28 protein-coding genes and 1 tRNA gene are annotated in these 25,964 nt (G+C 67.3%); 20 read left to right on the top strand and 9 right to left on the bottom strand.

The features are described from left to right. Nucleotide 1: 1 nt before the first annotated feature. Complete coding sequence (locus C4S70_RS11360) at nt 2-499, top strand: PaaI family thioesterase (RefSeq protein ID WP_104008220.1); 498 nt, start codon at nt 2-4, stop codon at nt 497-499. A gap of 209 nt (nt 500-708) precedes the next feature. On the opposite strand, the gene C4S70_RS11355 is transcribed toward C4S70_RS11360, so the two are convergent. Further along, nucleotides 709-1,830: an anhydro-N-acetylmuramic acid kinase gene (locus tag C4S70_RS11355; RefSeq protein WP_104008219.1), complete on the bottom strand. Its 1,122-nt coding sequence runs from the start codon at nt 1,828-1,830 to the stop codon at nt 709-711. 156 nt (nt 1,831-1,986) lie between these two features. On the opposite strand from C4S70_RS11355, the gene tyrS reads away from it, so the two are divergent. The 4 genes from tyrS to C4S70_RS11335 all read left to right on the top strand — a co-directional run bounded on the left by tyrS (nt 1,987) and on the right by C4S70_RS11335 (nt 5,680). Beyond that, nucleotides 1,987-3,240 (top strand): tyrosine--tRNA ligase, encoded by a 1,254-nt coding sequence (gene tyrS, locus C4S70_RS11350; RefSeq protein ID WP_104008218.1) that lies wholly within the window; start codon nt 1,987-1,989, stop codon nt 3,238-3,240. A 128-nt stretch (nt 3,241-3,368) separates the two neighbouring features. After that, nucleotides 3,369-4,292 (top strand): GNAT family N-acetyltransferase, encoded by a 924-nt coding sequence (locus C4S70_RS11345; protein WP_104008217.1) that lies wholly within the window; start codon nt 3,369-3,371, stop codon nt 4,290-4,292. A 30-nt stretch (nt 4,293-4,322) separates the two neighbouring features. Then, entirely contained in the window at nt 4,323-5,078 is a 756-nt protein-coding gene (locus C4S70_RS11340; RefSeq protein WP_104008216.1) for an SDR family NAD(P)-dependent oxidoreductase, read from the top strand. Then, nucleotides 5,078-5,680, top strand: a complete 603-nt coding sequence (locus C4S70_RS11335; protein ID WP_104008215.1) for a hypothetical protein — start codon at nt 5,078-5,080, stop codon at nt 5,678-5,680. Before C4S70_RS11340 ends, C4S70_RS11335 begins: the two co-directional genes overlap by 1 nt. Here the strand turns inward: C4S70_RS11335 and C4S70_RS11330 are convergent. The 3 genes from C4S70_RS11330 to C4S70_RS11320 form a co-directional block, all read right to left on the bottom strand. Continuing rightward, a complete protein-coding gene (locus C4S70_RS11330) occupies nt 5,677-7,488 on the bottom strand; it encodes an ABC-F family ATP-binding cassette domain-containing protein (RefSeq protein ID WP_104008214.1) in 1,812 nt (603 codons plus the stop codon). The two genes, C4S70_RS11335 and C4S70_RS11330, sit on opposite strands and share 4 nt — an antisense overlap. A 67-nt stretch (nt 7,489-7,555) precedes the next feature. Continuing rightward, a complete protein-coding gene (locus C4S70_RS11325; protein WP_235003807.1) occupies nt 7,556-8,299 on the bottom strand; it encodes a GNAT family N-acetyltransferase in 744 nt (247 codons plus the stop codon). Between the two features lie 63 nt (nt 8,300-8,362). Further along, the gene (locus C4S70_RS11320; RefSeq protein WP_104008212.1) at nt 8,363-8,827 is read right to left on the bottom strand and encodes an outer membrane protein assembly factor BamE; all 465 of its coding nucleotides are present in this window, start codon (nt 8,825-8,827) and stop codon (nt 8,363-8,365) included. Nucleotides 8,828-8,908: 81 nt separating this feature from the next. Here C4S70_RS11320 and C4S70_RS11315 point away from each other — a divergent pair, with 81 nt between their 5' ends. The 8 genes from C4S70_RS11315 (at nt 8,909) to C4S70_RS11280 (ending at nt 14,536) form a co-directional block, all read left to right on the top strand. Next, nucleotides 8,909-9,463 carry a YceD family protein gene (locus C4S70_RS11315; RefSeq protein ID WP_104008211.1) on the top strand — a complete coding sequence of 185 codons (555 nt, stop codon included), beginning with the start codon at nt 8,909-8,911 and terminating at the stop codon, nt 9,461-9,463. 220 nt (nt 9,464-9,683) lie between these two features. Then, complete coding sequence (gene rpmF / locus C4S70_RS11310; protein ID WP_104008210.1) at nt 9,684-9,890, top strand: 50S ribosomal protein L32; 207 nt, start codon at nt 9,684-9,686, stop codon at nt 9,888-9,890. A gap of 21 nt (nt 9,891-9,911) precedes the next feature. After that, on the top strand, nt 9,912-11,036 hold the full coding sequence (gene plsX / locus C4S70_RS11305) for a phosphate acyltransferase PlsX (protein ID WP_104008209.1): 1,125 nt from the start codon (nt 9,912-9,914) through the stop codon (nt 11,034-11,036). Nucleotides 11,037-11,039: 3 nt separating this feature from the next. Further along, nucleotides 11,040-12,011: a beta-ketoacyl-ACP synthase III gene (locus C4S70_RS11300; RefSeq protein WP_104008208.1), complete on the top strand. Its 972-nt coding sequence runs from the start codon at nt 11,040-11,042 to the stop codon at nt 12,009-12,011. A gap of 98 nt (nt 12,012-12,109) precedes the next feature. Continuing rightward, a complete protein-coding gene (gene ihfA / locus C4S70_RS11295; RefSeq protein WP_104008207.1) occupies nt 12,110-12,421 on the top strand; it encodes an integration host factor subunit alpha in 312 nt (103 codons plus the stop codon). 13 nt (nt 12,422-12,434) lie between these two features. Further along, a complete protein-coding gene (locus tag C4S70_RS19125) occupies nt 12,435-13,229 on the top strand; it encodes a MerR family transcriptional regulator (protein ID WP_235003806.1) in 795 nt (264 codons plus the stop codon). A gap of 59 nt (nt 13,230-13,288) precedes the next feature. Beyond that, nucleotides 13,289-13,365: transfer RNA gene (locus C4S70_RS11285), tRNA-Pro, on the top strand. An 82-nt stretch (nt 13,366-13,447) separates the two neighbouring features. Next, nucleotides 13,448-14,536 carry a 2'-deoxycytidine 5'-triphosphate deaminase gene (locus tag C4S70_RS11280; protein WP_268807784.1) on the top strand — a complete coding sequence of 363 codons (1,089 nt, stop codon included), beginning with the start codon at nt 13,448-13,450 and terminating at the stop codon, nt 14,534-14,536. Between the two features lie 105 nt (nt 14,537-14,641). On the opposite strand, the gene C4S70_RS11275 is transcribed toward C4S70_RS11280, so the two are convergent. The 4 genes from C4S70_RS11275 to C4S70_RS11260 are packed head-to-tail and all read right to left on the bottom strand — an operon-like array spanning nt 14,642 to nt 17,083. After that, nucleotides 14,642-15,121, bottom strand: a complete 480-nt coding sequence (locus tag C4S70_RS11275) for a DUF6505 family protein (protein WP_104008206.1) — start codon at nt 15,119-15,121, stop codon at nt 14,642-14,644. Beyond that, nucleotides 15,118-15,828: a biotin/lipoate--protein ligase family protein gene (locus tag C4S70_RS11270; RefSeq protein ID WP_104008205.1), complete on the bottom strand. Its 711-nt coding sequence runs from the start codon at nt 15,826-15,828 to the stop codon at nt 15,118-15,120. The genes C4S70_RS11275 and C4S70_RS11270 overlap by 4 nt, the downstream gene beginning before the upstream one ends. Then, on the bottom strand, nt 15,825-16,889 hold the full coding sequence (locus C4S70_RS11265) for an Mrp/NBP35 family ATP-binding protein (protein WP_104008204.1): 1,065 nt from the start codon (nt 16,887-16,889) through the stop codon (nt 15,825-15,827). Before C4S70_RS11265 ends, C4S70_RS11270 begins: the two co-directional genes overlap by 4 nt. Beyond that, complete coding sequence (locus tag C4S70_RS11260) at nt 16,886-17,083, bottom strand: DUF6494 family protein (RefSeq protein ID WP_104008203.1); 198 nt, start codon at nt 17,081-17,083, stop codon at nt 16,886-16,888. The genes C4S70_RS11265 and C4S70_RS11260 overlap by 4 nt, the downstream gene beginning before the upstream one ends. Nucleotides 17,084-17,148: 65 nt before the next feature. Here C4S70_RS11260 and C4S70_RS11255 point away from each other — a divergent pair, with 65 nt between their 5' ends. Beyond that, nucleotides 17,149-17,877, top strand: a complete 729-nt coding sequence (locus C4S70_RS11255; protein WP_104008202.1) for a c-type cytochrome — start codon at nt 17,149-17,151, stop codon at nt 17,875-17,877. A gap of 241 nt (nt 17,878-18,118) precedes the next feature. Here C4S70_RS11255 and C4S70_RS11250 read toward each other — a convergent pair whose 3' ends face one another. After that, nucleotides 18,119-20,074: a 4Fe-4S dicluster domain-containing protein gene (locus tag C4S70_RS11250; RefSeq protein ID WP_104008201.1), complete on the bottom strand. Its 1,956-nt coding sequence runs from the start codon at nt 20,072-20,074 to the stop codon at nt 18,119-18,121. A gap of 198 nt (nt 20,075-20,272) precedes the next feature. Between C4S70_RS11250 and C4S70_RS11245 the strand changes: the two genes are divergently transcribed. The 6 genes from C4S70_RS11245 (at nt 20,273) to fdh3B (ending at nt 25,886) form a co-directional block, all read left to right on the top strand. Next, complete coding sequence (locus C4S70_RS11245) at nt 20,273-20,842, top strand: DUF3305 domain-containing protein (protein WP_104008257.1); 570 nt, start codon at nt 20,273-20,275, stop codon at nt 20,840-20,842. Continuing rightward, complete coding sequence (locus C4S70_RS11240; RefSeq protein ID WP_104008200.1) at nt 20,839-21,423, top strand: DUF3306 domain-containing protein; 585 nt, start codon at nt 20,839-20,841, stop codon at nt 21,421-21,423. The genes C4S70_RS11245 and C4S70_RS11240 overlap by 4 nt, the downstream gene beginning before the upstream one ends. Nucleotides 21,424-21,429: 6 nt before the next feature. Beyond that, a complete protein-coding gene (locus C4S70_RS11235; RefSeq protein ID WP_104008199.1) occupies nt 21,430-22,047 on the top strand; it encodes a TorD/DmsD family molecular chaperone in 618 nt (205 codons plus the stop codon). A 55-nt stretch (nt 22,048-22,102) separates the two neighbouring features. Next, nucleotides 22,103-22,291, top strand: coding sequence for a ubiquinol-cytochrome c reductase iron-sulfur subunit N-terminal domain-containing protein (locus C4S70_RS11230; protein WP_104008198.1), 189 nt, complete (start codon nt 22,103-22,105; stop codon nt 22,289-22,291). A 94-nt stretch (nt 22,292-22,385) separates the two neighbouring features. Next, nucleotides 22,386-25,280 (top strand): formate dehydrogenase subunit alpha, encoded by a 2,895-nt coding sequence (locus C4S70_RS11225; protein WP_104008197.1) that lies wholly within the window; start codon nt 22,386-22,388, stop codon nt 25,278-25,280. A 12-nt stretch (nt 25,281-25,292) separates the two neighbouring features. After that, on the top strand, nt 25,293-25,886 hold the full coding sequence (gene fdh3B, locus C4S70_RS11220) for a formate dehydrogenase FDH3 subunit beta (protein ID WP_104008196.1): 594 nt from the start codon (nt 25,293-25,295) through the stop codon (nt 25,884-25,886). The last annotated feature ends 78 nt before the right edge of the window (nt 25,887-25,964 follow it).

Here is a 25,964-nt window from a genome sequence, read left to right as displayed (position 1 = left end):
GATGTTCTATGCCAAGTCCCCCGCCGATCTGGTCCAGCCCGCCGAGGCGATGGAGATGTCGGGGCTCGAATTCATGCGCGGCATCGTCGAGGGCCGCCTGCCCGCCCCGCCGATCAGCCGGGTGCTGGGCTATCGCCTGCATGCGGTCGAGGACGGCCGCGTCGTGTTCCGAGGCACGCCCACTTTCGACGTGACCAACCCGATGGGCACGGTGCATGGTGGCTGGTACGGCACGCTGCTCGACAGCGCTATGGCCTGCGCGGTGATGACCCGCGTGCCCAAGGGCTCTGCCTACACCACGCTGGAATACAAGGTGAACATCATCCGCCCGATTCCGCTGGGTACCGAGGTCGATTGCATCGGCATCTCCGACCACACCGGTCGCTCCACCGGCGTGGCGCATGGCGAAATCCGCGGCGTTCAGGACGACCGGCTCTATGCCACCGGGTCAACCACCTGCATCGTCATGGACATGAAAACCGACCGCCGGACGCGATGAACGATGATCCGACCGCCCGGATCGGATTCTCCACGCCCCGACCGGCGGCCTGCCGTGCCCATCCCTTCATCTTGCTGAAAATACTCTGGGGGGCGCGGGGGGCAAAGCCCCCCGCACCGGTCGGATGGGCACAGCCGATCCGACATCGCTGAGCTCCGTTGCGCACCCACGGACAGCCCGGCCTGGTCTCTCTGCGGCCCGCACGTCCGTCACGATCTCGGGTTTCCGACCGGACGGCTGACGATACCGCCCCCCACCATCGCCGGCACACCGGTCGTCGAAGGCCCCGAGGTCGGCATCCCCCGCGCCACCCGCACGGCGAGATAGGCAAAGGCCTGCGCCTCGAGCATGTCGCCATCCAGACCGACCGTCTCGACCGGATCGACCGGACAGTCCAGCGACACCCGCAGCATTTCCATCAGCACCGGGTTGTTGCGGCCTCCGCCGGTGACGAGGACGCGGTCGGGCGCGCGCGGGCAATGCTCCATCCCCTGCGCCACGGCGGCCGCGGCCATGGCGGTCAGCGTGGCCACGGCATCGGCGTCACCCAGTTCGGAAACCAGGCCGATCATCTCGGCAAAATCGTTTCGATCCAATGATTTGGGTGGCACTCTTGAGAAATATGGTTCAGACAAAAACAGCTCCAGCGCGCCGGTTTCCACGCGCCCCTTTCGGGCCAGCGCGCCCCCTTCATCCATCGCCTGCCCCAGCCGCGCCTGCACCAGATCGTTGATCGGCGCATTGGCCGGTCCGGTGTCAAAGGCCAGCAGCGCGCCCGGCGCCTCGGGCGACGGCGCGGCCGGATCCACCCAGGTGAGGTTCCCCACGCCGCCCAGGTTCAGAAAGGCCACCGGCCCGGTCAGCCCCGCCCAGCGCGCGCAGGCAAAGTGGAAAAACGGCGCAAGCGGCGCACCTTCGCCGCCCAGCTTCACGTCGTCCGAACGGAAATCCCAAACCACCGGCACGCCCAGCGCCTCGGCCAGCCAGGCACCGTCCCCCACCTGCAACGTGCCGCGGCCGCGCGGGTCATGCGCCAGCGTCTGGCCGTGGAACCCGATGACATCCACGCCGTCAAACTGCGACAACAACTCCCGGTGCGCCTCGTCCACCACGCGCGCCGCGGCCTCGACCGCCGGGCCGCCCCATTGCCCCAGCGCGGCCCGCAGAACCGCCCTTTCTGCCTCTGAATAGGGCCGATAGGCCGTCTCGCCGAAGGCCACGATCCGCTGCCCGTCGGTTTCCACCACCGCCGCGTCCACCCCGTCCAGAGAAGTGCCGCTCATGGCGCCCAGCGCCCGCAGCGGTCCGGTTCTGCCAAGCCCCCTGCCCATGTCGTTGCGCCCCTGCCTCTTTGCCTGTCGTCGTCAGCTGGTCCCGGCCGTGCGGGACGCGCCTCTCTTACACCGTGCATTTTCCGCCGAAAACCGGTTCCAACCGCAACCGTTGCGCTCTATACACTGCCGCGCGAACCAGACCCGAGGCAAGAGATGACCTATCACCCCAAATCGGACTTCATGGCTGTCATGATGGAACGCGGCTTTCTGGCCGACTGCACCGACTATCAGGGGCTGGACGAGGCGCTTCTGACGCCGGGACAACCCGGCTATATCGGGTTCGACGCGACCGCGCCCTCGCTCCATGTGGGTTCGCTCATCCAGATCATGATGCTGCGTTGGCTGCAGAAGACCGGCCACCGGCCGATCACGCTGATGGGCGGGGGCACGACCAAGATCGGCGATCCTTCGTTCCGCGCCGAGGAACGCCCGCTGCTTACGCCCGAACAGATCGAGGCCAATATCGCGGGCATTCGCCAGGTCTTCTCGGCCTATCTGGACTATGGCGACGCGCCCAACGGCGCGCTGATGCTGAACAATGCCGAATGGCTGGACGATCTGAAATACATCGACTTCCTGCGCGACATCGGCCGGCATTTCAGCGTCAACCGGATGCTGTCCTTTGAATCGGTCAAATCGCGGCTGGACCGGGAACAGTCCCTGTCCTTTCTCGAATTCAACTACATGATCCTCCAGGCCTACGATTTCCTCGAACTGCACCGCCGCTATGGCTGCATCCTGCAGATGGGCGGATCGGATCAATGGGGCAACATCGTCAACGGCATCGACCTGACCCGGCGGGTCGTGCATCATGAAGTCTTCGGCCTGACCTCGCCGCTGCTGACCACCTCCGACGGCCGCAAGATGGGCAAGAGCCAGTCCGGCGCGGTCTGGCTGAACGCAGAAATGCTGAGCCCATACGAATTCTGGCAATTCTGGCGCAACACCACCGATGACGACGTCGGCCGGTTCCTCAAGCTCTATACCGAATTGCCGGTGGAGGAATGCGACCGCCTCGGCGCGCTGCAGGGCTCCGAGATCAACGAAGCCAAGATCGTGCTCGCCAACGAGGTGACGACCCTGCTGCACGGCGCCGAAGCCGCCGCCGCCGCCGAGGCCACCGCGCGCGAAGTATTCGAAAAGGGCGGCATCGGCGAGGATCTCCCGACGCTGCACCTGACGGCGCAAGAGGTCGGCGACGGCATCTCGGTTGTCCAGCTTTTCGTCCGCTCCGGCCTGGTCAAGTCCGGCAAGGAGGCCAAGCGCCTGATCGCCGAACATGGCGCGCGGATCGACGACAGACCGGTTACCGATCCGGGGCTGATGCTCGACGCCGCGGCCCTGGCGTCCCCGGTCAAGCTCAGCGCCGGCAAGAAGCGGCATGCGCTCGTCCGCCTCGACGGCTGACAGACGCCCCTTCCCACATTCATCTTGCGTCAAATACTCCGGGGTGAATGCGCCGCAGGCGCAGAGGGGCAGCGCCCCTCCCCCCGCCGTTAACCTGCTGTCAACGCGGCGCGGGCCAGATCGACCACATGGCCCCGGAATCGCTTGACGCCCCGCCCCTGCAGCAATCGCCGGAATTCGCCGCGGCGCTCGCCGCGCTGGACCACCCGCCCTGGCGGTATCCCGATCGCGCCGGCTGGCTGATCCAGCGGCGGCGGTTCGCGCCGGGTCTTGCGCTGGCCATGGTGTCCCGCGCGCGAATTACGCCAGAGCTGTTGCCGCGCGAACTGGACAACGCCGGCCTCGGCCGGACGCCGGTCATTCTGGCCCCCGATCACCCCTGCCCCGGCCTGGGCGAAACCGGCGCTATCCGCCTCTATCCGCCCGCCACGGTGGCGGAGCTGGATCTGCGCCGCCCCGCCGCGGAACGACGCGCCGCCATGCACCAGAAATGGCGCAACCGGCTCAGATACGCCGAACGCGGCCCCCTTTTCATCCGACGAACGCCCTTTCCCGACGATCCCGATCACTGGCTGCTTCGGGCCGAGTCGGAACAGCAACGCGCCCGAGGCTATCGCAACTGGCCGGCTGCTCTGACGCTCGCCTGGACGCGCGCCAACCCGGGCCGCGCCGTGCTGTTCACCGCCTGCGAAGGCGACAGGCCGGTGGCCGCCATGCTGTTCCTGCGCCACGGCCGCGCCGCCACCTATCACATCGCTCACAACACGGACCGAGGCCGTGCATTCTGCGCCCACAACCTGATCCTGTGGCAGGCCGCCGACTGGCTGGCGCGGCGCAACTGCCACCGGCTCGATCTGGGCCTGATCGACCGCGCACGCCTGCCGGGGCTGGCCCGCTTCAAGCTCGGCGTCGGCGCCACGGCCCGCCCGCTGGGCGGAACCTGGCTCTGGTGGCCGCCAACCGCCGCCATTGCCCGGCCCGCGACCCGCATCTTCCGCCGCGTCGCCTCCGGCCGCCGGCGCTGGACAGGTCAGACCGCGACCTTTAAATGAACATATGTTCATTACGAGGGGGAAGTTCCCATGGAGCTTGCTAATACTGCAGCCGTGATCACCGGCGGCGCTTCGGGTCTGGGCGAGGCGACCGCCCGCCACTTCGCGGCCAATGGCGCACAGGTGACCATCTTCGACCGCGATGCCGAACGCGGCCGCAAGGTTGCCGAAGAGATCGGCGGCCATTTCGCCGAGACGGACGTGACCAGCGAAGAGTCGGTTTCCGCGGCCATCGCGCACGCGGTGGACAAAATGGGCCGCATCACCGCCTGCGTGAACTGCGCCGGGATCGGCACGGTGGGCAAGACGCTGGGCAAGGAGGGGCCGCTGCCGCTCAGCACCTTCAAGGTGACCGTGGACGTGAACCTCGTCGGCAGCTTCAACGTCGCCCGCCTCGCCGCGGCCGAGATGGCGAAGAACGACCCCGACGAAGGCGGCGAGCGCGGGGTCATCATCAACACCGCCTCGATCGCCGCCTTTGACGGGCAAAAGGGCCAGGTGTCCTATTCCGCCTCCAAGGGCGGGATTGTCGGCATGACCCTGCCGATGGCGCGCGATCTGGCCCGCGACCGGATCCGGGTCATGGCGATCGCGCCGGGCATCTTCCTGACCCCGATGCTGATGGGCCTGCCCGAAGAGGCCCGCGCGCAGCTTGCCGCCGACGTCCCCAACCCGCCGCGTCTGGGCGATCCGTCGGAATTCGGGCGTCTGGCCGGCTTCATCGTGGAGATGGGCTATCTGAACGGCGAAGTCATCCGCATCGACGGCGCGCTGCGGATGCGCTGATGCCCCTGCAGAACCGGGTTCTGCCGACCGGAGAGATCGTCGCGCATCGCGCGCGCGGTCTCTTCATGGGCAATCGGGGCATCCTGCACGATGACAACGGCCAACTGACCCACCGCCGCTGGCGGCACAAGGCCTGGGTCACCTGCGCGCTCTCGTTCAAGGGCCGGCGGCGGCATCTCATGACACCCGGCCGGTATACCGAACTGTTCTTTCACGACGAGGCGGTGGCCTTTGCCGCCGGCCACAGACCTTGCGCGGAATGCCGCCGCGCCGACTACACCGCCTTCCGCACCGCCGCCGGCATCGCTGGACCGGTAACTGCCTTCGACGACCGCCTGCACGCGGCCCGCGCGGTCCCTCGCGTCTGGGGCCAGCGCCGGCACCGGGCCGATCTGGCCGACCTGCCCGATGGCGCCTTCATCCTTGTCGAGGACGGGCCGCATCTGGTGCTGGGCGATGCGCTGCTGCCCTTCGCGCCGGACGGATACGGCCCGCCCCGGCCGCGCGGGCAGGGCACGGTTACCGTGCTGACCCCCGAACCGCTGTTCGACGCTCTGCGGGGCGGCTACCGTCTGCGCCTGAACCTGGCCGACGCGGGCTAGCTGCCCTCGGCCTTCTCGGCCAGTTCGAGCCACTCCTCTTCGGCGGCGGCCAGCTTCTGCTGCCGCTCGATCAGCGCCTCGGTCGCCTTGTTGAACTTCGCCGGCTCGCGCGTGAAAAGCTCGGGATCGGACAATAGCTGCTGCAGTTTCGCAATCTCTGCCTCCAGCCGCTCGATCTCGGCCGGCAGCGCCTCGAGCCGGTGCTTCTCGGTAAAGGTCAACCCGGATTTCTGCGCCGCTTCCCGCCTCGGCTTGGGTTTGACGGGCTTCGGTTTCTCGAGTTTTTCCGGCCTCTGCCCCTCTTTTCGCTGGGCCTGATAGTCGGACCACCCGCCCGCATAGACCACCGCGCGCCCGTCGCCCTCCATCGCCACGGTCAGCGTCGCCACCCGGTCCAGAAAATCCCGGTCATGGCTGACCAGAAGCACCGTGCCGTCATAGTCGTCCAGCAGCTCCTGCAGCAGGTCCAGCGTCTCCACGTCCAGATCGTTGGTCGGTTCGTCCAGCACCAGCAGGTTGCTCTGCCGCGCCATGATCCGGGCCAGCAAAAGCCGCGCCTTCTCGCCCCCGGACAGAGACCGCACCGGCGCGCGCGCCTGGCGTTCGTCGAACAGGAAATCCTTGAGATAGCCCACCACATGCCGCGGCGTGCCCCGCACCATGACCTGATCGGACCGGCCAGACACCTTCATCTGCGGATCATGGGTCAGGCTCTCCCACAGCGTCGCATCCGCGTCGAGCTGCTCCCGCGCCTGATCGAACACCGCGACCTCCAGGTTGGTGCCCAGCGTCACCGTTCCCTCGTCGGGCTCGACTTCACCCAGCAGGATCTTCAACAGCGTCGTCTTGCCCACGCCATTGGGGCCGACAAAGGCGACGCGGTCCCCGCGCATCACCGTCAGCGAAAAGTCCCGCACGATCACCTTGTCGCCGAACGCCTTGCCGACATTGCGTGCCTCTATCACCTTGCGGCCCGACTTCGGCCCCGACTCCAGCGCCATCGCCGCCGCGCCCTGGCGCCGGATCTGGGCGGCGCGCTCGGCCCGCATCTGTTGCAGCCGGCGCACGCGCCCCATGTTGCGCTTGCGGCGCGCGCTGATCCCTTCCACCGCCCAGCGGCCCTCGGCCTTGATCAACCGATCCAGCTTGTGCCGGGCCTGATCCTCCTCGGCCCAGACCTTGTCGCGCCAGGCCTCGAACTCGGCGAACCCCTTGTCCTGCCGCCGCAGCACGCCGCGATCCAGCCACAGCGTGGCGCGCGTCAGCGCCCGCAGAAAGGCCCGGTCATGGCTGATCAGCACATAGGCCGCGCGGGTGGCCCGCAGCTCGGCCTCCAGCCACTGGATCGCCTCGATATCCAGATGGTTCGTCGGCTCGTCCAGCAGCATCAGGTCGGGCGCCTCAGCCATCAACCGCGCCAGCGCCGCCCGCCGCCGCTCGCCGCCCGAGGCCGTCGCCACCGGCCGCGCGGGATCGAATTTCAGCCCCGCCCCGGCACGCTCCACCTTGTAGAGCTCGCCCGGCTCCAGTCCGCTGGCGGCGTAGTCGCCCAGCGTGGCAAAGCCGCTCATGTTCGGGTGCTGTTCCATGTAGCCGACCGTCTTGCCCGGCCCCACGATCACTTCGCCTTCGTCCGGCTCGATCAGCCCGGCCATGACCTTCATCAGCGTGGATTTGCCCGACCCGTTGCGCCCCACCAGCGCAATCCGGTCGCCCGGATGCACGGTCAGATCGATCCCGGAAAACACCGGCTCACCACCGAATGTCAGGGAAACGCCGGTCAGTTGCAGAAGAGGAACGCGCGCCATGGCCGCGGGCTACCGCGCTCGCGGCGGCACGTCAACGCTCCTGCTTCTTTCTGGTCCCAAATACCCATTATCCCGACACCACCGCCCTGAGCGCCCGTTGCCGGCCGGGCGGGATCGCCGCCACCTCGACCGCCGTGAATACATGCAGCGTGCCCATCTGCCGATCCACCACCGCGTGATCGCTGACCCAGCCGCCCATGCCCAGATAGGTCCGCAGCAGCGGCGGCATGGCCCGCAGCGCCGCGGCGCCGCCCGCACCGGTGCCCGCCCGGCTCTCGAACCGGACGATCTCGGCGGCCCGGACCAGCGGCCGCCAGCGTTCGGGCGCGACATGGCGCCTGCCCAGCAGGGAAAAGACATCACCGTAGGGAGCCGGATCCACGCCGGGAAAGGAGGTGCACCCGAACATCATCCGCACGTCACGGCTATCCACCAGCGCGGTAATCGCCCCCCAGGCGACCCGCAGGATATCGGGATCGCGCCTGCCCGGCTCGGTGCAGAACCGCCCGATCTCGAGCATCCGACCATCGAACCCCGACAGCCGCGACAGATCGTAGAACGTCGCGGAATAGCAGCCACCGACCGCCGCGCCGCTGTCCAGTTCCAGCATCCGGAAACACGCCACGGGGCGCGCGGCGCTCCTGTCTATCACCAGCACATGGCGGCAAAGCTCATCGAACGCGTCGCGGTCGATGCCGCCTTTTCCAAAGGCGCGGCCGCGCAAGGCTTGCGCCGCTGCCACATCCCCCGGCGTCTGCGCGAACTGCGCCCGGTATCGGCCACGTTCCAGCAGGATCGGACCGGACACCATCACGCGCATTCCTTCAGCTGTCGAACCGGGTGCCGCACGCCGCGAACATCGCGGACCGCAGGATCACTGGATCACCGCCCCTGGATTGAACCGGCCCAGATTGCCGAGCAGCTGCCGCAGGAAGGTCTTGTCCTCGACATTCGAGCTGGTCACCTTCGGGTTCAGCGGGATCACCCGGCCGTCCTCGAGCCCGTAGCGTTCGATCCCGGACACGACGCCGCGCTGATCGAACCGGATCGCCACCAGTTGGCGCGAAACCACCTCCGGTTCCCGCATCCCGTAATGACGGAACCGCGATTCGACGTAATAGTAACCGCTGTCGTTCAGAACCCCCGACGCGCCCGGCGTCCCGATGCTCTCGGCCACGCTGTCGCGGGTATCGACACCGACGACGATCTTGGCCAGATCTTCTTCGGTGGGAACATAGCCGTGGTCGCGATAGACAGAGGTGCATCCCGCCACCGCGAGCGCGACCAGCAGCACACCGGCGCGGATCACGGAAAACTGTCGCCTTTGGGATGCGTTCATGTCTGCCCTCTTGCCCCGGCTTCAAACCGCTCGTATCCCGCTTACATAAACACCGCCAACGGTTCAAGGAACGAAAGCCCCATGACAGACGCTCTTCCCCTTCGGGTGGCGGACCTCGCGCCGAACGCGCCGACGCCGTTCGACCTGAAACCGGATGCCGAAACCATGCGCGCGCTGGCCGAGGAACTGGGCCTGAAGGGCCTGCGCAAGATGCGTTTCGAGGGCACGATCGAGCCCCGCGGCAGCCGCGACTGGGTTCTGCGGGCGCATCTGGGTGCGACGGTGGTTCAGGACTGCGTGGTGACGCTGGAGCCGGTCACGACCCGGATCGAAACCGACGTGATCCGCACCTATCTTGCCGAGATGCCCGAACCACAGGGCGACGAGGTGGAGATGCCCGAAGACGACACGATCGAGCCTCTGGGCAGCCACATCGACCCCGCGGCCGTGATGGTCGAGGCGCTGGCACTCGCGCTGCCGCTCTACCCGCGGAAGGAGGGCGCCGAGCTGGGGGAGGCGGTGTTCACCGAACCCGGAGCGACCCCGCTGAGGGACGAGGATATGCGCCCCTTTGCCGGGCTTTCTGCCCTGCGCGAGGCGCTGGAGCGGAAAAAGCCGGACGATGGCGACGATTGAGCCGGACGATGGCGACGATTGAGCGGTGACGTGGGGCAAAAAACAGCTTGCACCGGAACAGATTCCCACTATTTTTGCGCGCTCAGTCGGAATTAGGGTTGGACATCGGGCAGGCAGCGGCCTAAACGCACGTCACGCCGCCTGAATCGGACAACGCAAACTTCGCCGGCCGGGACTGCCCGACGCAAGCCCGGCGGCCCCAGATGGAAAAGGTTGAGACATGGCTGTCCAACAGAACAAAGTATCGAGAGCGCGCCGCAACAACCGCCGTTCGCATGATGCGCTGGTTGCGGCAAACCCGAACGAATGCCCCAGCTGCGGCGAGCTGAAGCGCCCGCACCACGTCTGCCCCTCGTGCGGCTCCTACAACGACCGCGAAGTCGTTGCCATGGCCGACGAGATCGATCTGGACGAGGACGCGGCCTAAGCCACGCCGGACAGGGATCGCATGACGGCCCGGACCGACCAGTCCCGCGCGACGGCGGAACGAATCATCATTTCGGTTGACGCCATGGGCGGCGATGCCGGCCCAGAGGCCGTCGTGGCCGGCATGGCGAGTTTTGCCCGCGGGACGCCGGATGTCGGGTTCATCCTGCACGGGCCGCAGGACGTGCTGTCCGCGCTGGTTGCCAAACGGCGCGACCTTGAAGGGCGCGTCGTCTTTTGCGATGCGCGCGACGTCGTCACGATGGATGACAAGCCCAGCCATGTGATGCGCAATGGCAAGGGCACCTCGATGTGGTCGGCGCTGGAATCGGTGCGCGAGGGATCGGCCGCCGGGGCGGTATCCTGCGGCAATACCGGCGCGCTGATGGCGCTCTCGATGCTGCGCCTGCGCAAGCTGCCGGGCGTGAACCGCCCCGCCATCGCGGTTCTGTGGCCCTCGCGCAACCCGCAGGGCTTTAACGTGATGCTGGATGTCGGCGCCGATGTGCGCGCCGACGCCCGCGATCTTTTGCAATATGCGATGATGGGCGCGTCCTACGCCCGCAACGGTCTGAACATAGACCGCCCCCGGATCGGGCTGCTCAACGTGGGCACCGAAGAGCACAAGGGCCGCGCCGAACTGAAAGAGGCCCACGGCCTGATCGCCGACGCGGCGGAGAGCGCGAATTTCGACTTCGTCGGCTTTGTGGAAGGCATCGACATACCCGGCGACCGCGCCGACGTGATCGTGACCGACGGGTTCACCGGCAATGTCGCGATCAAGACCGGCGAAGGCACCGCCAAGCTGATCGGCGACCTTCTGCGCGAGGCCTTCCAGTATTCGTTTCTGTCGCGGCTGGCTTCGGTTCTGGCCATCACCTCGCTGCGGCGCCTGCAACAGCGGATCGACCCGCGCCGCGTGAACGGGGGCGTGTTCCTCGGCCTGAACGGCACGGTGGTCAAGTCGCACGGCAGCGCCGACGCGACGGGGGTGGAGGCCGCGATCCGTCTGGCCTACAACCTAGCCCGGACGGGTTTCGCCGATCGTCTGGCCGCCCGAATCGCGGCAGCGACGCGGCTGTTGGACGAAACCGACATGAACCGGGCCGATACGAACCGGCAACGAGCAGAAGAAGGGCAGGTCTGACAGATGGTGGTGCGCGCAGTCGTCAGGGGGGTCGGGCACTACCTGCCCGAGCGGGTCGTCGAAAACGCCGAATTCGAAAAGACGCTGGACACCACCGATGAATGGATCCGCTCCCGCTCGGGGATCGAACGGCGCCACTTCGCTGCCGAGGACGAGGCGACCTCGGATCTGGCGACCCATGCCGCCCGCGCCGCGCTGACGGACGCCGGGTTGAGCGCCGAGGACATGGACGCGGTGATCGTCGCCACCTCGACCCCGGACCTGACCTTTCCCAGCGTTGCCACCAAGGTGCAGTCGGAACTGGGCATGACGCGCGGGTTCGCATTCGACCTGCAGGCGGTCTGCGCGGGATTCGTCTATGCGCTCAGCACCGCCAACGCACTGATCATGTCCGGTCAGGCCCGCCGCATCCTGGTGATCGGCGCCGAGACCATGTCGCGCATTCTCGACATGACCGACCGGACCACCTGCGTTCTGTTCGGAGATGGCGCCGGCGCGGTCGTGCTCGAGGCGCAGGATCAGCCCGGCACCCCGCGGGATCGCGGCATCCTGGCGGTGGACCTGAATTCCGACGGGCAGTATCGCGATCTTCTCTATGTGGACGGCGGCGTCTCGACCGGCACCAGCGGCCATATCCGGATGCAGGGCAATCAGGTGTTCCGCCACGCGATCGAAAAGCTCGCCGCCACGGCCGAGGCCGCGCTGGCCAAGGCCGGCCTGCGCGACGAGGATGTGGACTGGATCGTGCCGCACCAGGCCAATATCCGCATCATCCAGGGCACCGCGAAGAAGATGAAACACCGCATGGACCAGGTGGTCGTCACGGTGCAGGACCACGGCAACACCTCGGCCGCCTCGATCCCGCTGGCCATGTCGATCGGCAAGGCGCGCGGGCAGATCAAGCCGGGCGACCTGATCGTGACCGAAGCGATCGGCGGCGGACTGGCTTGGGGCGCGGTGGTGCTGCGCTGGTAGCGCCAGAATGGGCGGCTTTGCCATATCTCCGGCAATTGCTTGATATTGACAGGGAAAAATGCGTTCCCCTATGCTCGCTCGAAACAGCGGGGAATGGTATGGCTGGTAAGACATTGACGCGCATGGACCTCAGCGAGGCGGTGTTTCGCGAGGTCGGGTTGTCGCGCAACGAAAGCGCGCAACTGGTGGAAACGGTGATCGACCTGATTTCCGACGCGCTGGTGCGGGGGGAGCAGGTCAAGATTTCGTCCTTCGGAACCTTCAGCGTGCGGCAGAAATCCGCCCGAATCGGCCGCAACCCCAAGACCGGCGAAGAGGTACCGATCCAGCCCCGCCGCGTGCTGACCTTCCGGCCCTCGCACCTGATGAAGGAACGCGTGGCCGAAGGCAATCGCAAGCAGAACGCCTAGGCGGGGCGCGCAGATGGCCAGGGCCAAGTCACCGGACGCCTTCCGCACCATCAGCGAAGTCGCCGACTGGCTGGGCGTCCAGGCCCATGTGCTGCGCTTCTGGGAAAGCAAGTTCCACCAGGTCAAACCGGTCAAGCGCGCCGGCGGCCGGCGTTACTATCGCCCATCCGACATGCGCCTGCTGGGAGGGATCAAGAAACTGCTGCATGATGATGGCCTGACCATCAAGGGCGTTCAGAAAATCCTGCGGGAACAAGGCGTTGCCCATGTCTCGGAACTTTCCCCGCCGATCGACGCCGCTCCGACCGAGACCGCAAGGGACGTGACGCCGGCCGCCGAAACGGAAGCCCGGGGCCAGCCCCCCGATACGGTGGTGCCCTTCAAGGCGCCGCCCGCCCCGCCGGCGGACGCCAATGCGCGGCAGATGGGACTGGACCTCGACCATCCACCCGCACCGCAGCCCGCGGTCCCCACCCCGCCCGGTGACATGGCCGAGCCCGCGGCCAAGGCCGACGAAGCGCCCCGGCCGGCCGCGCTGGACGACGCGGCCTCGGGCACCGATACGTCGGACAGCGACGCCACGCGGGCCACGCCCGACTCGCCCGACACCTCATCTTCGGCACCGCGCGCTCGGACGCTGGATCTCGCCGACCCGCCCCCCGAAGAGCGAATCGAATGCCCGCCCGGGCCGCTGGCCCGGCTTGCCCGGCTCGACCGGCTGAATGCCGCTCTTGCCCGCGAGCTGGCGCCGATCGCGCAGGATCTGCGCGCCGTTCTGGACCGCCGCCGCGCGCCGACCGCAGATTGAAAAAAATCCATGATTCCCTCTTGCCCCCGACCGGAAAACCGGTATGAAAAGCCCAGCGTCGGGCTATGGCGCAGCCTGGTAGCGCGTCCGTCTGGGGGACGGAAGGTCGCAGGTTCAAGTCCTGCTAGCCCGACCATTCCAATCATGACCGGATCCCCCTTGCCCGGCGCGACCGCCGAACCAAATGCCACCGGGCCATCCAGCCAGGAGTGACCCACGTGACCAGCGTCGAAACCGGCGTCTTTCCCAACCAGATGATCGAGGCGCTGATCAAGGCGGACAAGATTCGCGCCGATCGGCCCCTTCTTCCCGGCCAGGTGCAACCGGCAAGCCTCGATCTCCGCCTGGGCCCGGTCGCCTACCGGGTCCGCGCCTCCTTCCTCGCCGGGCATGGCAGGACCGTGGCCGAACGGCTGGCCGAATTCGAGATGCACCGCATCGACCTGACCGACGGCGCGGTGCTGGAAAAGGGCTGCGTTTATCTTGTGCCGCTGATGGAATCGCTGGCGCTACCCGCCGATCTCACCGCCGTCGCCAATGCCAAGAGCTCCACCGGACGGCTCGACCTGCTGACCCGCACCATCACCGACGGCGGCACCGAATTCGATCGTATCAGCGCGGGCTATCACGGCCCGCTCTACGCCGAGATCTGCCCGCGCAGCTTCTCGGTGCTGGTGCGCCCCGGGATGCGGCTCAACCAGATCCGGTTCCGCCGCGGCCAGGCGATCCTCAGCGACGCCGAACTGGCCGAGCTGCACGCTCGGACGCCGCTGGTGGACGGCCCTGCCGTGATCGAACAGGGGCTGGGGTTTTCCGTGGACCTGCGCCTGCCCGGCACCGACCTCGTCGGCTATCGCGCCAAACCGCATACCGGCGTCATCGACCTCGACCGGATCGGCCATTACGACCCGGCCGACTACTGGGAAGAGCTGCGCACAACCGCGGGCCGGATCATTCTGGATCCAGGTGCCTTCTACATCCTCGTCAGCCGCGAGGCGGTCCACATCCCCCCGCAATTTGCCGCCGAAATGGCCCCCTACCTGGCCATGGTGGGCGAATTCCGCGTCCACTACGCGGGCTTCTTCGACCCCGGCTTCGGCCACGCGGCCGCCGGAGGCGCGGGCTCGCGCGGCGTGCTCGAAGTCCGCTGCCACGAAGCCCCCTTTGTCCTCGAACACGGGCAGGTCGTGGGCCGGCTGGTCTATGAACGCATGGCCCAGGTGCCGACCCAGCTCTACGGCGCCGACATCGCCTCCAACTACCAGGGCCAGAGCCTGAAACTGGCCAAGCACTTCCGCACACCCTGACCCGCTTCTTTCTGGTCGGAAATACCCCGGGGTTTGGGGCAGAGCCCCAACCCGCACGAAGTGCCAGAAGCCGCGCGCGCGCCAGCGCGCTCCGTCCGGTTTCGCCTATTCGTCAGGCACGGAATGCACCGCGACCTGCGCGATATCCGCCTGCGCCACCTCGATCACCCGAAACCGCTCGCGCACCCCGGCCTCGGTGAAGTCCCGCGCCACGGTCAACAGCGTGTTGTCGTCATGCTCGTCGCACAGATCCGCCATCTGCGCGATCTCTTCCCGCGCCACCGGCAGCGCCGCCTCCACCGACGGCGCCCCCCAGTCCTCGACGAAATGCCGCGCGAGACTCTCTTCCAGCGCCACCAGTTCCGACGCCTCGATCGGCGTGACCGCGACCAGCGTCACGCGCCCGAACGTCTCCAGCCCCAGCCAGCCATTGGCAAAGGCCTGCCGCGCCTTGCCCACCAGATCGGTTTCGGTCCAGTCGGAAAAGGCGAACCCGCCCGAGATGCACCACTCGCCGGTGCGGGCCGGCCGCTCGAACACGTTCATGTCGCTTTCATCCAGATGCACCGCGCGCGCCAGCTTCATGGCCCCTCCTCCAATACCGTGCTCAACGGCACCAGATGCGTCTCGGCGCCTTGGCGGATCAGCATCCCGAACCGCTCGTCCACGCCCAGGAACACGCCGCGCCGGCCGCCCTGCTGAACCTCTTCGCCCACATTCGGAACCAGCCCGATCCAGACGTCATGCACCGCGGCATTGCCTTCGTCCGACCAGCGGTTGATCCAGACCAGCGTGTGCCGCGCCCAGGATTCCAAGAGCCGCACCGGGTCCACCTCGGCGCAGCCTTCGTCATACAGCGCCGTCATGTCGGGCCTGCGCCCCGGCTCGGCCTCCGTCTGCAGCAGCGGCACCTCCAGCCCGACCACCAGCCAGTCCGGCACCTCGGCCGGGTCGCGGGTCGAGGCCGCCGCGCGCAGAAACCCGCAGCCGGCACCGTTCACGCGAATGCCGCCCGCCCAAGTCAGATGCACCGCCACTTCGGGCGGGGCCAGCGCGCCCAGCGCGTTCTGAAAGCCCACGCCGCAGACCGGCAGCATCGCCATCGCGTCCTCGAGCGCCACCTCGGGCGCGAAGACGATGGCCGCGCGCAGCCGGTCCGCCTGCACGTTGTGTACCACCGTTCCACCGTCGCAGCCCAGCGCGGCCAGTGCCAGCGCCCGCTCGAACGGATCGGCGCGGCCGGCGACCGCCTCGCCCCGCATCAGCGGCGGAAAGGTGGGCGCCTCGGTCATGCCACGCCCTGCTCCACCAGCCGCTTCGCTACCTTGCGAAAGGCCGCCGCCTGCGGGCTGTCGGGTTGGGTGACGATGATCGGCGCACCACCATCCGCCGCCATGCGGATATCCAGATGCAGCGGCACCTCGGCCAGAAGCGGCACGCCCAGCTTCTCGGCCTCGGCGGCAACGCCGCCATGGCCGAACACATGCTCTTCGTGGCCGCAATTGGAGCAAATATGCGTAGACATGTTCTCGATCATGCCGATGATCGGAATGTTCATGCGGCGGAACATGTCCACCCCCTTGCGCGCGTCGATCAGCGCCACGTCCTGCGGGGTGGAGACGATGATCGCCCCGTCGAGCACGAATTTCTGGCCCAGCGTCAGCTGCACATCGCCCGTGCCCGGCGGCAGATCCACGATCAAGACATCCTGTTCGCCCCACTGGACGCTGGTCATCATCTGCTGCAGCGCGCCCATCAGCATCGGGCCGCGCCAGACCACCGCCTGATCGTCATTGGTCAACAGCCCCATCGACATCAGCGTGACGCCGTGGTTGCGCAGCGGCAGCATGGTCTTGCCGTCGGGACTGGACGGCCGACCGCTGACCCCCAGCATCCGAGGTTGCGACGGGCCATAGACATCCGCATCCAGCAACGCCACGCGCCGGCCCTCGGCGGCGAGCGCACAGGCCAGGTTGGCGGCCACGGTGGACTTGCCCACGCCCCCCTTGCCCGAAGCAACGGCGATGATGTGCCCGATCCCCGGCACCCGCTGCGGTCCCTGCGGATCGGGCCGGGGTTTGGGCTTGAGCTCCGGCGGCGCGGTCTGGACATGCGCGGTCAGCATGCCCACCGCCTTGTCCACACCCGGCATCGCCTTGACCAGCGCTTCGGCCTGGGCGCGCGCGGGTTCCATCAGCTTGACGTCGCTGGGGTCGATCTCCATGACGAAGCGTACCACGCCGTCCTCGACCGAGGCCGCCTTGACCAGCCCGGTGGACACGATGTCGCCGCCGCCCTTTGGATTGGCGACCTTCTTCAGTTCGTCCAGAACCGCCTGTTCGGTAATGCTCATGCGTCCTCGCCCTTGATCGTGCCGGTCACGACATGCTCCAGCCCCAGCTCGTCGATGCTCAGCACCACCTTGACGTCGAACGGCCGGCCGCCGGTATCGCCCGCCTTGCGCAGCGCCTCTTCGATCGCCTTCTGGCTGGTGACGCCCACCTGTTTGAGAAACTTGCGCATCGACATGTTGTAGTCGTCGCTCATCGGTCTTTTCCCTTCCTCTTCACGCCCGTTGACGCATGGCACCCCGCGCCCCTAGGCTGGAGATCATGCGGTTGGTCCTGTTTTGCCTGAGCCTGATGCTGACCGCCAGCCCTTCCGTCGCGCAGGAGGCGCTGGGTCTGACCGCACCGCCCGACGTCACCGAAAGCGGGCTCTTGAAACATATACTCCCCCGCTTTTCGCTCAAGACCGGGGTGCGCGTGGTCGCCGATCCCTCCGGGCCGATGGTTCTGGCCGAGGGGCCGCCCGGCACGCCGGTGCTGAAGCGCGGCGATCGCATCTATTACCTGCGCGTGACCGAGGATCGCCGGCAGCAGCGCTTTCTCGACTGGATGCTGTCGGAGATCGGCAAGCGCACCATCGAGAGTTTCGCGCCGGGCGGAGAGACCCCGTTCACCACCGATTTCGCCGTCGAAATCGCCACGATCGAGACGAAATTCACCGGCGATGCGGCGCGGGGGGCGGATCTGGCGCTGAAGAATTGCGGGCGCTGCCATGTGATCGGGCCGCAGAAACCGATGGCGGGAATCAGCTCGACCCCGTCCTTTCCGGCATTGCGGGCGCTGCCGGACTGGAGCGAGCGGTTCGAGACCTTCTACGTTCGCAACCCCCATCCAGCCTTTCTGCAACTGGAGGGGATCAGCCCGGCCTTTGACCCCGAGCGGCCGCCGCCGATCGTGCCGCTGACGATCACGCATGAGGAATTCGAGGCCATCCTCGCCTTTGTCGAGGCCACCGAGCCGGCCGATCTGGGCGCGCCGCTGAAGATCGAATGAGCGAAATCGCGGCAGCGCCGGGTTCGCGCAAGAGGCCTGTGTTTCGGATTGGCTGCGCCAATCCGACCGGGGCGAGGGGGCGCTGCCCCCTCGCGCTCCCCCGGGGTATTTCAAACCAGAAAGAAGCGGAAGGCCGAAATGTGCAGACCCCGAACGGGGAAGGGGCGCGCGTCCCCGGCGACCGTCGAGGAGATGCCAGCCGGCACAGGGCCGTTCCAGACCCGTTCCCTTTCGGCTGGTTTCAGTGATCCTTTCGGTCCGAATAATAGTCCTCCGTGGTGCGCGGACGGCGCGGCTCTCCGACGGCAAAGGGGTTGTCTTCGCTGTGGAACTGCGCCTGAACGCGGCAATCGTCGCACATCTGGATCATGCGCGCCTGAGCGGAGGTGGCAAACATCGGGTGCGTGCCGGCGAGCTTTTCCATGATCCGGTCGATGGTGGACTTCACGCCGAAGGGCCTGCCGCATTCGACACAGGCGAAGGGTTCCTCTTCGTTCAGAACGCGCTGCTTGAGCGCCTCGGGCGAAAGGTCGAGGCGCGGGATCAGGGTGACCGCGTTTTCCGGGCAGGTCGCGGCGCAGATGCCGCATTGCAGGCAGGCGTCCTCCTGAAAGCGCAGCTGTGGCCGGTCCGGGTTGTCCAGCAGCGCCCCCGACGGGCAGAGTGACACGCAAGCGAGACACAGGGTGCAGGCGTCGGTGTCCACCTCAGCCGCGCCATATGGAGCGCCTTCGGGTAGAGGCAGCGGGGCGGCGGCGTCGGGGTTCAGCGCCTGCGCGGCCAGCCGGGCCACCTGTCTGCGGTTGCCCATCGGCAGCACAGGCTCGGCCAGCGCGGGAGGCGCCTCGGCGGCAAATAGCGCCTCGCTCATGGCGTCGGGATCGGTCGCATCCAGCATCTCCACGCGGCCCGGCCCGGCGATCGCCTCGGCCAGCGCCAGCTCGCGGGTCAGCGCGTCGCGTTCGGTGGCAGCCGCGACCAGAACCGAGACCGAGGCAAAGCCGTGCGCCAGCGCCGCCAGCATCTCGGCATGGCCAAAGCCCGACACGACCGGCAGTTCCATCGGGATCACCGCGGCGGGCAGACCGCGCCCGAACCGGGCGGCCAGCCGGATCATCTCCGCCCCGTGGGCGTCATGCACCAGAAGGCGCGGGTTGTCGCCCCCCGCCGCGCGGAAGCTGCGCGCCAAAACCTGCATCCGTTGCAGGACATGGGTCAGCGGCGGCGCCTCGTAGGTGATCGCGGTCGAGGGGCACAGCGCCGCGCAGCCGCCGCACCCGGCGCAGACCATCGAGTCGATCGCCACATGGTCGCCGGCGGGCGCGATCGCGCCGGTGGGACAGGTGTCGAGACACCGCGAACAGCCCGCCTGCCCCGCGCGGGAATGGGCGCAGAGCGACTCCTCCAACCTTACATAGAGCGGTTTTTCGAAGGTTCCCACCACTTGCGTCGCCTCGAAGGCCAGCCGTTCCACCGCCAGCGGATCGCGGGGGTCGGCGCGCAGGTAGCCTTCGCGTTTTTCGGGCGCGGGCACCAGCGGCGTCCCGCCGGTCAGGTCGATGACGATGTCGCAACGTGACCGCCCGCCGTCGCGCGGATCCGTCAGGCGAAAGGCGCCGCGACCGCCGGGTACCACCTGCTGCAGGGCGTCGATGCGGATGTCGAATCCGCCCAGCGCGCCGGACACGCGCGCCAGACGCCCGCGCACCATGTCAAAATCGCGATCCACGGGCGGCTCGACATCGTCGGTATAGAGCGCCGTGACAGAGAGCGCATCGCTCAGCCGCCGCGCCAGCGGCTCCACCACCGCGCCTGGGCCCGCGATCAGGCAGGTGCCTTCGCTGACCACGTCCACCGCGGGCACTTCGGGCGCGGGCTGGAGCGATTCGGCCACCAACGCGGCCATCTTCGGCCCGGCCTCTGCGCCCTCGTCCGACCAGCCGGCGCGGTCGCGCAAGTCCACGAAGCCGGGCGGCTCGGCCCCCAAATCGCCCGCCAGTTCGCGGAAAACCACATGTTCCTGAGCGCAGGCGATGACCGCCTCGCCCGCCTCGATGGCGCGGGCCGCATCTTGCAACTGCGTCGTGCACAGCGCCGAATGTACCCGTGAACAGGTGACGCCGCAGGTCTGCGCGATGCGCTCGGCATCGATCTTCTGCGACCCGTCGCAGTCGCAGAGCACAAGTGTCTTGACCAATTTCTCCTCCCACGGCCGCGAAAGGCACGGGCGGCCCCAGGGTGAACCTAGCGGCATGCCGCGCCGGTGGCAAACCGCAGCCGGTCCGGTTCCGGAAAATCGCGCCGATTTGGTATACATTTTTTTGACGGACGCGGTTTTCTGCTTCATACTGACGTGGCGGAAAGGTGCGACGCCGATCCGCTCGGGGAGGAGAAATTGGCGAAAATCAACGCCAGAAGCGTTGAAATGCCGCTTGGCGTGGTGATCCGGAAAGCTCCGGGCGCGACTCGCTGGGCGGCGTGGTCATGGCGGGCAGTTGCGATCCTGCCCGGCGCCGGCCCGGCCGAATGGGCCGAATTGCGGCGCGAGGGCGACGTCGTCGAATACCACGCCGCGACCCTGCCTCTGACGCTCTGGGCCGACGAAACCGAAGCCTATCTGGTCAACCTGAATGACCGGATCCCGTCCGTTTACCTGGTCCTGCGCGAGGAAGGCGACGACGACCGGCCTCTGGTTCCGGTTCTGGTGACGGCTTCGCCCTATGAAGGGCAGGACTATGCCGATACCGGCGAGGAAATCGTGGAAAAGATCCCGATGACGCCGGGGCTGATCGCCTGGGTTCGGGACTTCGCGCAGGCATATCACCAGGAGGAGGTCTTCGTCAAGCGCAGCCGCAGCGACAAGCGGGGCGAGCCCCGGCAGGGCGGGATCGGCGACCCGCGCGTGCAGAGCGATGCGGACGTCTATCGCGCCCCCGACCCGCGCCGGCGGAGGGCGGTGCAATGAGAGAGGCCCGCGATTTCTGGTCCCGCCGCAAGGCCGCCGTGCAGGCAGAGGCCGAGGCCGAGCGGCTGGATGCCGCCCTGCGGGAAGAGGAGGCCGCCCGCGCAGCACTCGAGGAGAAGAGCGACGAAGAGATCCTGGAGGAGCTGAACCTGCCGGACCCCGACAGCTTGCAGCCGGGCGATGACGTGACCGGCTTCATGGCCCGCGCCGTGCCCGAACGGCTGCGCCGCCGCGCCCTGCGCCGGCTGTGGGGGTTGAACCCCACGCTGGCCAATGTCGATGGCCTGGTGGACTATGGCGAGGATTTCACAGACGCGGCCACCGTCATCGAAGGGCTGGCCACCGCCTATGCCGTCGGCAAGGGCATGATTGCGAAAGTCGTGAACGAAGCGCCCGAGACGGGCGAGAAAGATACCCCCCGGACCGCGCGGGCGGAGCAGACCGACGCCGATCCGCCCAAGGTCACTACGACCAAGGTCGCAGTCGCCCCAGAAGCGGCCCCGGAGGAAACTGAAGAAGAAACTGAAACCGTCGATACCGCCCCGGTGCCGCGCCGGATGCGGTTCACATTCGAAGGATAGATTCGCATGGCCTCGGCCCGACCGGACAGGAACCAACACGCGATCGCCGAAGAGGATCGCCTGCGCGCGGATTTCTACAATTTCCTCGGCCTGCTGCTGGCCGCCCCGCCCAGCGAACTGACGCTGAAGCAGACCGCGGCGCTGCTGGGCGACGACACCGAGTTGGGACAGGCGATCCGGTCGCTGGCGCGTGTGGCGAAAGTGACCAAGCCCGAGGCCGCCGAGCGCGAGTTCAACGCGCTGTTCATCGGCGTCGGCCGGGGGGAACTGCTGCCCTATGCCAGCTACTACCTGACCGGGTTCCTGAACGAAAAGCCGCTGGCGCAGCTGCGCACCGACATGGCCGTGCGCGGCATCACCCGCGCGCCCAACGTCTTTGAACCCGAAGACAATATCGCCAGCCTGATGGAGATGATGGCCGGCATGATCACCGGCCGCTTTGGCCAGCCCGCGCCCCTGGAGGACCAGAAGACTTTCTGGAGCCGGCATATCGGTCCCTGGGCGGGGCATTTCTTCTCGGATCTGGAGGCCGCCGAGAATTCGGTCCTCTATGCCTCGGTCGGCACCGCCGGCCGCGTGTTCATGGAGATCGAGCGCGAAGGCTTCCGGCTGTCGGCGGAGTGATCCGCCACCCACCGCCCCCTTCGGGGCAGACGTGCAACGGAAAGGAGACGATCCGATGAGCACCAAGACGGAAGACGGCGCCAGCCGCCGCGACTTCCTGAAACTGGCCGGCACGGCGGCACCCGCCGCGGTCGCCGCGGCCGCCCTGGGCGACACGGCCGAGGCAGCAGAGCTGCCGACGGACGAGACCCGCCTTCAGGACACGGCGCATACCCGCGCCTATTACGACAGCGCCCGGTTCTGAGCCGGACGCCGTCACCCCCGGCCGACGGTAGCGATTGGCCCTGACGCCGGTTCATCACATCATGGCGGGCTTTGGCCCGTCGGGGAGGAGAAACATGCTTAGGAAAAAGACCAACGGGGTTGCGAGACGCCCCCAGCGGACAAGTATCCTGTCTGAGGTCGCGGAGAAATCCGTGGACCGCCGCGCGTTCCTGCGCGGATCGGGCCTGGCCATCGGCGGCCTGGCCGCCATCGGCGCCACCGGCGGCACGGTGACCGCCGCATCGGCGCAGACCGCGGCCAATGCGGCTGTGGAAAACGTCAAGACCGTCTGCACCCATTGCTCGGTCGGCTGCACGGTCATCGCCGAGGTCAAGAACGGCGTCTGGGTCGGGCAGGAACCCGGCTGGGACAGCCCCTTCAACCTGGGCGCCCATTGCGCCAAGGGCGCGTCGGTGCGCGAACACGCCCATGGCGAACGCCGCCTGAAATATCCGATGAAGAAAGAGGGTGGCGAATGGAAGCGGATCAGCTGGGAACAGGCGATCAACGAGATCGGCGATCAGATGCTGAAGATCCGCGACGAAAGCGGCCCTGACAGCGTCTATTGGCTGGGCAGCGCCAAGCACAGCAACGAACAGGCCTACCTGTTCCGCAAGCTGGCCGCCTATTGGGGCACCAACAACGTGGATCACCAGGCGCGGATTTGCCATTCGACCACCGTTGCGGGGGTTGCGAACACATGGGGCTACGGCGCCATGACCAACTCCTACAACGACATCCACAATTCCCGCGCGATCTTCATCATCGGCGGCAACCCGGCCGAGGCGCATCCCGTCTCGCTCTTGCACGTCCTGCGCGCGAAAGAGCAGAACAACGCGCCGCTGATCGTGTGCGACCCGCGCTTCACCCGCACCGCGGCCCATGCCGATGAATATGTCCGCTTCCGCCCCGGCACGGACGTGGCGCTGATCTGGGGGATCCTGTGGCACATCTTCGAAAACGGATGGGAGGACAAGGAGTTCATCCGCACCCGGGTCTGGGGCATGGACCAGATCCGCGAAGAGGTGAAGAAATGGACCCCCGAAGAGGTCGAGCGTGTGACCGGCGTGCCCGGCAGCCAGTTGCGCCGCGTCGCACGGACCATGGCCAACAACCGGCCCGGCACGGTGATCTGGTGCATGGGCGGCACCCAGCACACCAACGGCAACAACAACACTCGCGCCTACTGCATCCTGCAGCTCGCTCTGGGCAACATGGGCACGTCGGGCGGCGGCACCAACATCTTCCGTGGCCATGACAACGTGCAGGGCGCGACCGACCTGTGCGTGCTGAGCCATTCGCTGCCGGGCTACTATGGCCTGTCGGCGGGCGCCTGGGCGCACTGGACCCGCGTGTGGGAAGAGGATCTGGACTGGCTCAAGAGCCGCTTTGCCACGATCACCGGCAAGGACGGCAAGGAAAAGCCGCTGATGAACCTCAAGGGCATCCCCGTCAGCCGCTGGATCGACGGCGTTCTGGAAAACAAGGACAACATGGACCAGCCGGACAATGTCCGCGCCATGGTGTTCTGGGGCCACGCGCCCAACAGCCAGACCCGCGGCAAGGAGATGAAGACGGCGATGGAGAAGCTCGACCTGCTGGTCGTGGTGGACCCCTATCCGACCGTGTCGGCGGTGATGCACGACCGCACCGACGGCGTCTATCTGCTGCCGGCGGCCACCCAGTTCGAGACGCGCGGTTCCGTGACCGCCTCGAACCGCAGCCTGCAATGGCGGGACAAGGTGGTGGATCCCCTGTTCGAGTGCAAGCCCGACCAGGATATCATCTATCTCTTCGCGCAGAAGTTCGGCTTTGCCGACCGGATGTTCCGCAATATCGGAATGGACGGCGACGGCCAGCCCAATGTCGAGGACGTCACCCGCGAGTTCAACCGCGGCATGTGGACGGTCGGCTATACCGGCCAGAGCCCGGAGCGGATCAAGGCCCACATGGCCAACCAGCACACGTTCGACAAGACGACGCTGCAGGCGGTGGGCGGTCCGGTGGACGGCGAATATTACGGCCTGCCCTGGCCATGCTGGGGCACGGCCGAGATGGGCCATCCCGGCACGCCGAACCTCTATGACATGTCAAAGCCGGTGGCCCAGGGCGGCCTGACCTTCCGCGCACGGTTCGGCGTGGAACGCAACGGCGAAAACCTGCTGGCCGAAGGCGTGGCATCGGTGGGATCGGAGATCCAGGACGGATACCCCGAATTCACCATGCAGATGCTGATGGATCTCGGCTGGGACGGCGACCTGACGGACGCCGAACGCGCCACCATCGACGCGATCGCGGGCCCCAAGACCAACTGGAAGACCGACCTGTCCGGCGGCATCCAGCGGGTGGCGATCAAGCATGGCTGCGCGCCCTTCGGCAACGCCAAGGCCCGCGCCGTGGTCTGGACCTTCCCCGACCCCGTGCCGATTCATCGCGAACCGCTCTACACGCCGCGGCGCGATCTGGTTGCGGACTATCCCACCTACGAGGACCGGCACGCCTATCGCCTGCCAACGCTTTATGCCTCGATCCAGAAGAAGGACTTTTCCAAGGATTACCCGATGATCCTGACGTCCGGACGTCTGGTCGAATACGAAGGCGGCGGCGACGAGACGCGGTCGAACCCGTGGCTGGCCGAGCTTCAGCAGGACATGTTCGCCGAGATCAACCCGCGCGACGCCAACAACCTGGGCATCCGCGACGGGCAGATGGTCTGGGTCGAAGGCGCCGAAGGAGCCAGGGTCAAGGTCAAGGCCATGGTCACCGAACGCGTCGGCGCGGGCGTGGTGTTCATGCCGTTCCATTTCGGCGGCTGGTTCGAGGGCAAGGATCTTCGCGACAAGTATCCGCCGGGGGCCGACCCCTATGTTCTGGGCGAGGCGGCGAATACCGCGATGACCTATGGCTATGACTCGGTGACCCAGATGCAGGAGACCAAGGCGTCGCTCTGCAAGGTCATGCCGGCGTAAGGAGGACTGACAATGGCAAGAGCAAAGTTTCTCTGTGATTCCGAGCGCTGCATCGAGTGCAATGCCTGCGTAACCGCCTGCAAGAACGAGCACGAGGTGCCTTGGGGCATCAACCGGCGCCGGGTCGTCACCATCAACGACGGCAAGCCCGGCGAGCGGTCGATCTCGGTGGCGTGCATGCACTGTTCGGATGCGCCCTGCATGGCGGTCTGCCCGGTGGATGTGTTCTATCAGACCGAGGAAGGCATCGTTCTGCATTCCAAGGATCTGTGCATCGGCTGCGGCTATTGCTTCTACGCCTGCCCGTTCGGCGCGCCGCAATATCCGCAGGCGGGCGCCTTCGGATCGCGCGGCAAGATGGACAAGTGCACCTTCTGCGCCGGTGGCCCGGAAGAGACCCACTCGAACGCCGAGTTCAGCAAATACGGCCGCAACCGGATTGCCGAAGGCAAGCTGCCGATCTGCGCCGAGATGTGCTCGACCAAGGCGCTTCTGGCCGGCGACGGCGACGTAGTCAGCGCGGTCTACCGCGAACGGGTCGTGGCGCGCGGCTTTGGCTCCGGCGCCTGGGGCTGGGGCACGGCCTACAATCAGAAGGGCGGCTGAGAACCTGAACCATCGGCATGCCCCGATAGAATGACGGCGGTCGGCGATGCGCCTTCCGTGCCTCATCGGCGGTACGGA

Origin of the sequence: Jhaorihella thermophila (assembly GCF_900108275.1) — a bacterium.
Lineage (GTDB): Bacteria > Pseudomonadota > Alphaproteobacteria > Rhodobacterales > Rhodobacteraceae > Jhaorihella > Jhaorihella thermophila.
The sequence above is the reverse complement of the archived record's forward strand: the minus strand, read 5'-3'. Positions and strand labels throughout refer to the sequence as shown.

What these genes read in the sequence shown, in the direction of transcription:
- C4S70_RS11360 (WP_104008220.1), top strand. Translation starts at nt 2, where the DNA reads ATGTTCTATGCCAAGTCCCCCGCCGATCTGGTCCAGCCCGCCGAGGCG.
- C4S70_RS11355 (WP_104008219.1), bottom strand. Translation starts at nt 1,830, where the DNA reads ATGGGCAGGGGGCTTGGCAGAACCGGACCGCTGCGGGCGCTGGGCGCC.
- tyrS (WP_104008218.1), top strand. Translation starts at nt 1,987, where the DNA reads ATGACCTATCACCCCAAATCGGACTTCATGGCTGTCATGATGGAACGC.
- C4S70_RS11345 (WP_104008217.1), top strand. Translation starts at nt 3,369, where the DNA reads ATGGCCCCGGAATCGCTTGACGCCCCGCCCCTGCAGCAATCGCCGGAA.
- C4S70_RS11340 (WP_104008216.1), top strand. Translation starts at nt 4,323, where the DNA reads ATGGAGCTTGCTAATACTGCAGCCGTGATCACCGGCGGCGCTTCGGGT.
- C4S70_RS11335 (WP_104008215.1), top strand. Translation starts at nt 5,078, where the DNA reads ATGCCCCTGCAGAACCGGGTTCTGCCGACCGGAGAGATCGTCGCGCAT.
- C4S70_RS11330 (WP_104008214.1), bottom strand. Translation starts at nt 7,488, where the DNA reads ATGGCGCGCGTTCCTCTTCTGCAACTGACCGGCGTTTCCCTGACATTC.
- C4S70_RS11325 (WP_235003807.1), bottom strand. Translation starts at nt 8,299, where the DNA reads ATGGTGTCCGGTCCGATCCTGCTGGAACGTGGCCGATACCGGGCGCAG.
- C4S70_RS11320 (WP_104008212.1), bottom strand. Translation starts at nt 8,827, where the DNA reads ATGAACGCATCCCAAAGGCGACAGTTTTCCGTGATCCGCGCCGGTGTG.
- C4S70_RS11315 (WP_104008211.1), top strand. Translation starts at nt 8,909, where the DNA reads ATGACAGACGCTCTTCCCCTTCGGGTGGCGGACCTCGCGCCGAACGCG.
- rpmF (WP_104008210.1), top strand. Translation starts at nt 9,684, where the DNA reads ATGGCTGTCCAACAGAACAAAGTATCGAGAGCGCGCCGCAACAACCGC.
- plsX (WP_104008209.1), top strand. Translation starts at nt 9,912, where the DNA reads ATGACGGCCCGGACCGACCAGTCCCGCGCGACGGCGGAACGAATCATC.
- C4S70_RS11300 (WP_104008208.1), top strand. Translation starts at nt 11,040, where the DNA reads ATGGTGGTGCGCGCAGTCGTCAGGGGGGTCGGGCACTACCTGCCCGAG.
- ihfA (WP_104008207.1), top strand. Translation starts at nt 12,110, where the DNA reads ATGGCTGGTAAGACATTGACGCGCATGGACCTCAGCGAGGCGGTGTTT.
- C4S70_RS19125 (WP_235003806.1), top strand. Translation starts at nt 12,435, where the DNA reads ATGGCCAGGGCCAAGTCACCGGACGCCTTCCGCACCATCAGCGAAGTC.
- C4S70_RS11275 (WP_104008206.1), bottom strand. Translation starts at nt 15,121, where the DNA reads ATGAAGCTGGCGCGCGCGGTGCATCTGGATGAAAGCGACATGAACGTG.
- C4S70_RS11270 (WP_104008205.1), bottom strand. Translation starts at nt 15,828, where the DNA reads ATGACCGAGGCGCCCACCTTTCCGCCGCTGATGCGGGGCGAGGCGGTC.
- C4S70_RS11265 (WP_104008204.1), bottom strand. Translation starts at nt 16,889, where the DNA reads ATGAGCATTACCGAACAGGCGGTTCTGGACGAACTGAAGAAGGTCGCC.
- C4S70_RS11260 (WP_104008203.1), bottom strand. Translation starts at nt 17,083, where the DNA reads ATGAGCGACGACTACAACATGTCGATGCGCAAGTTTCTCAAACAGGTG.
- C4S70_RS11255 (WP_104008202.1), top strand. Translation starts at nt 17,149, where the DNA reads ATGCGGTTGGTCCTGTTTTGCCTGAGCCTGATGCTGACCGCCAGCCCT.
- C4S70_RS11240 (WP_104008200.1), top strand. Translation starts at nt 20,839, where the DNA reads ATGAGAGAGGCCCGCGATTTCTGGTCCCGCCGCAAGGCCGCCGTGCAG.
- C4S70_RS11235 (WP_104008199.1), top strand. Translation starts at nt 21,430, where the DNA reads ATGGCCTCGGCCCGACCGGACAGGAACCAACACGCGATCGCCGAAGAG.
- C4S70_RS11230 (WP_104008198.1), top strand. Translation starts at nt 22,103, where the DNA reads ATGAGCACCAAGACGGAAGACGGCGCCAGCCGCCGCGACTTCCTGAAA.
- C4S70_RS11225 (WP_104008197.1), top strand. Translation starts at nt 22,386, where the DNA reads ATGCTTAGGAAAAAGACCAACGGGGTTGCGAGACGCCCCCAGCGGACA.
- fdh3B (WP_104008196.1), top strand. Translation starts at nt 25,293, where the DNA reads ATGGCAAGAGCAAAGTTTCTCTGTGATTCCGAGCGCTGCATCGAGTGC.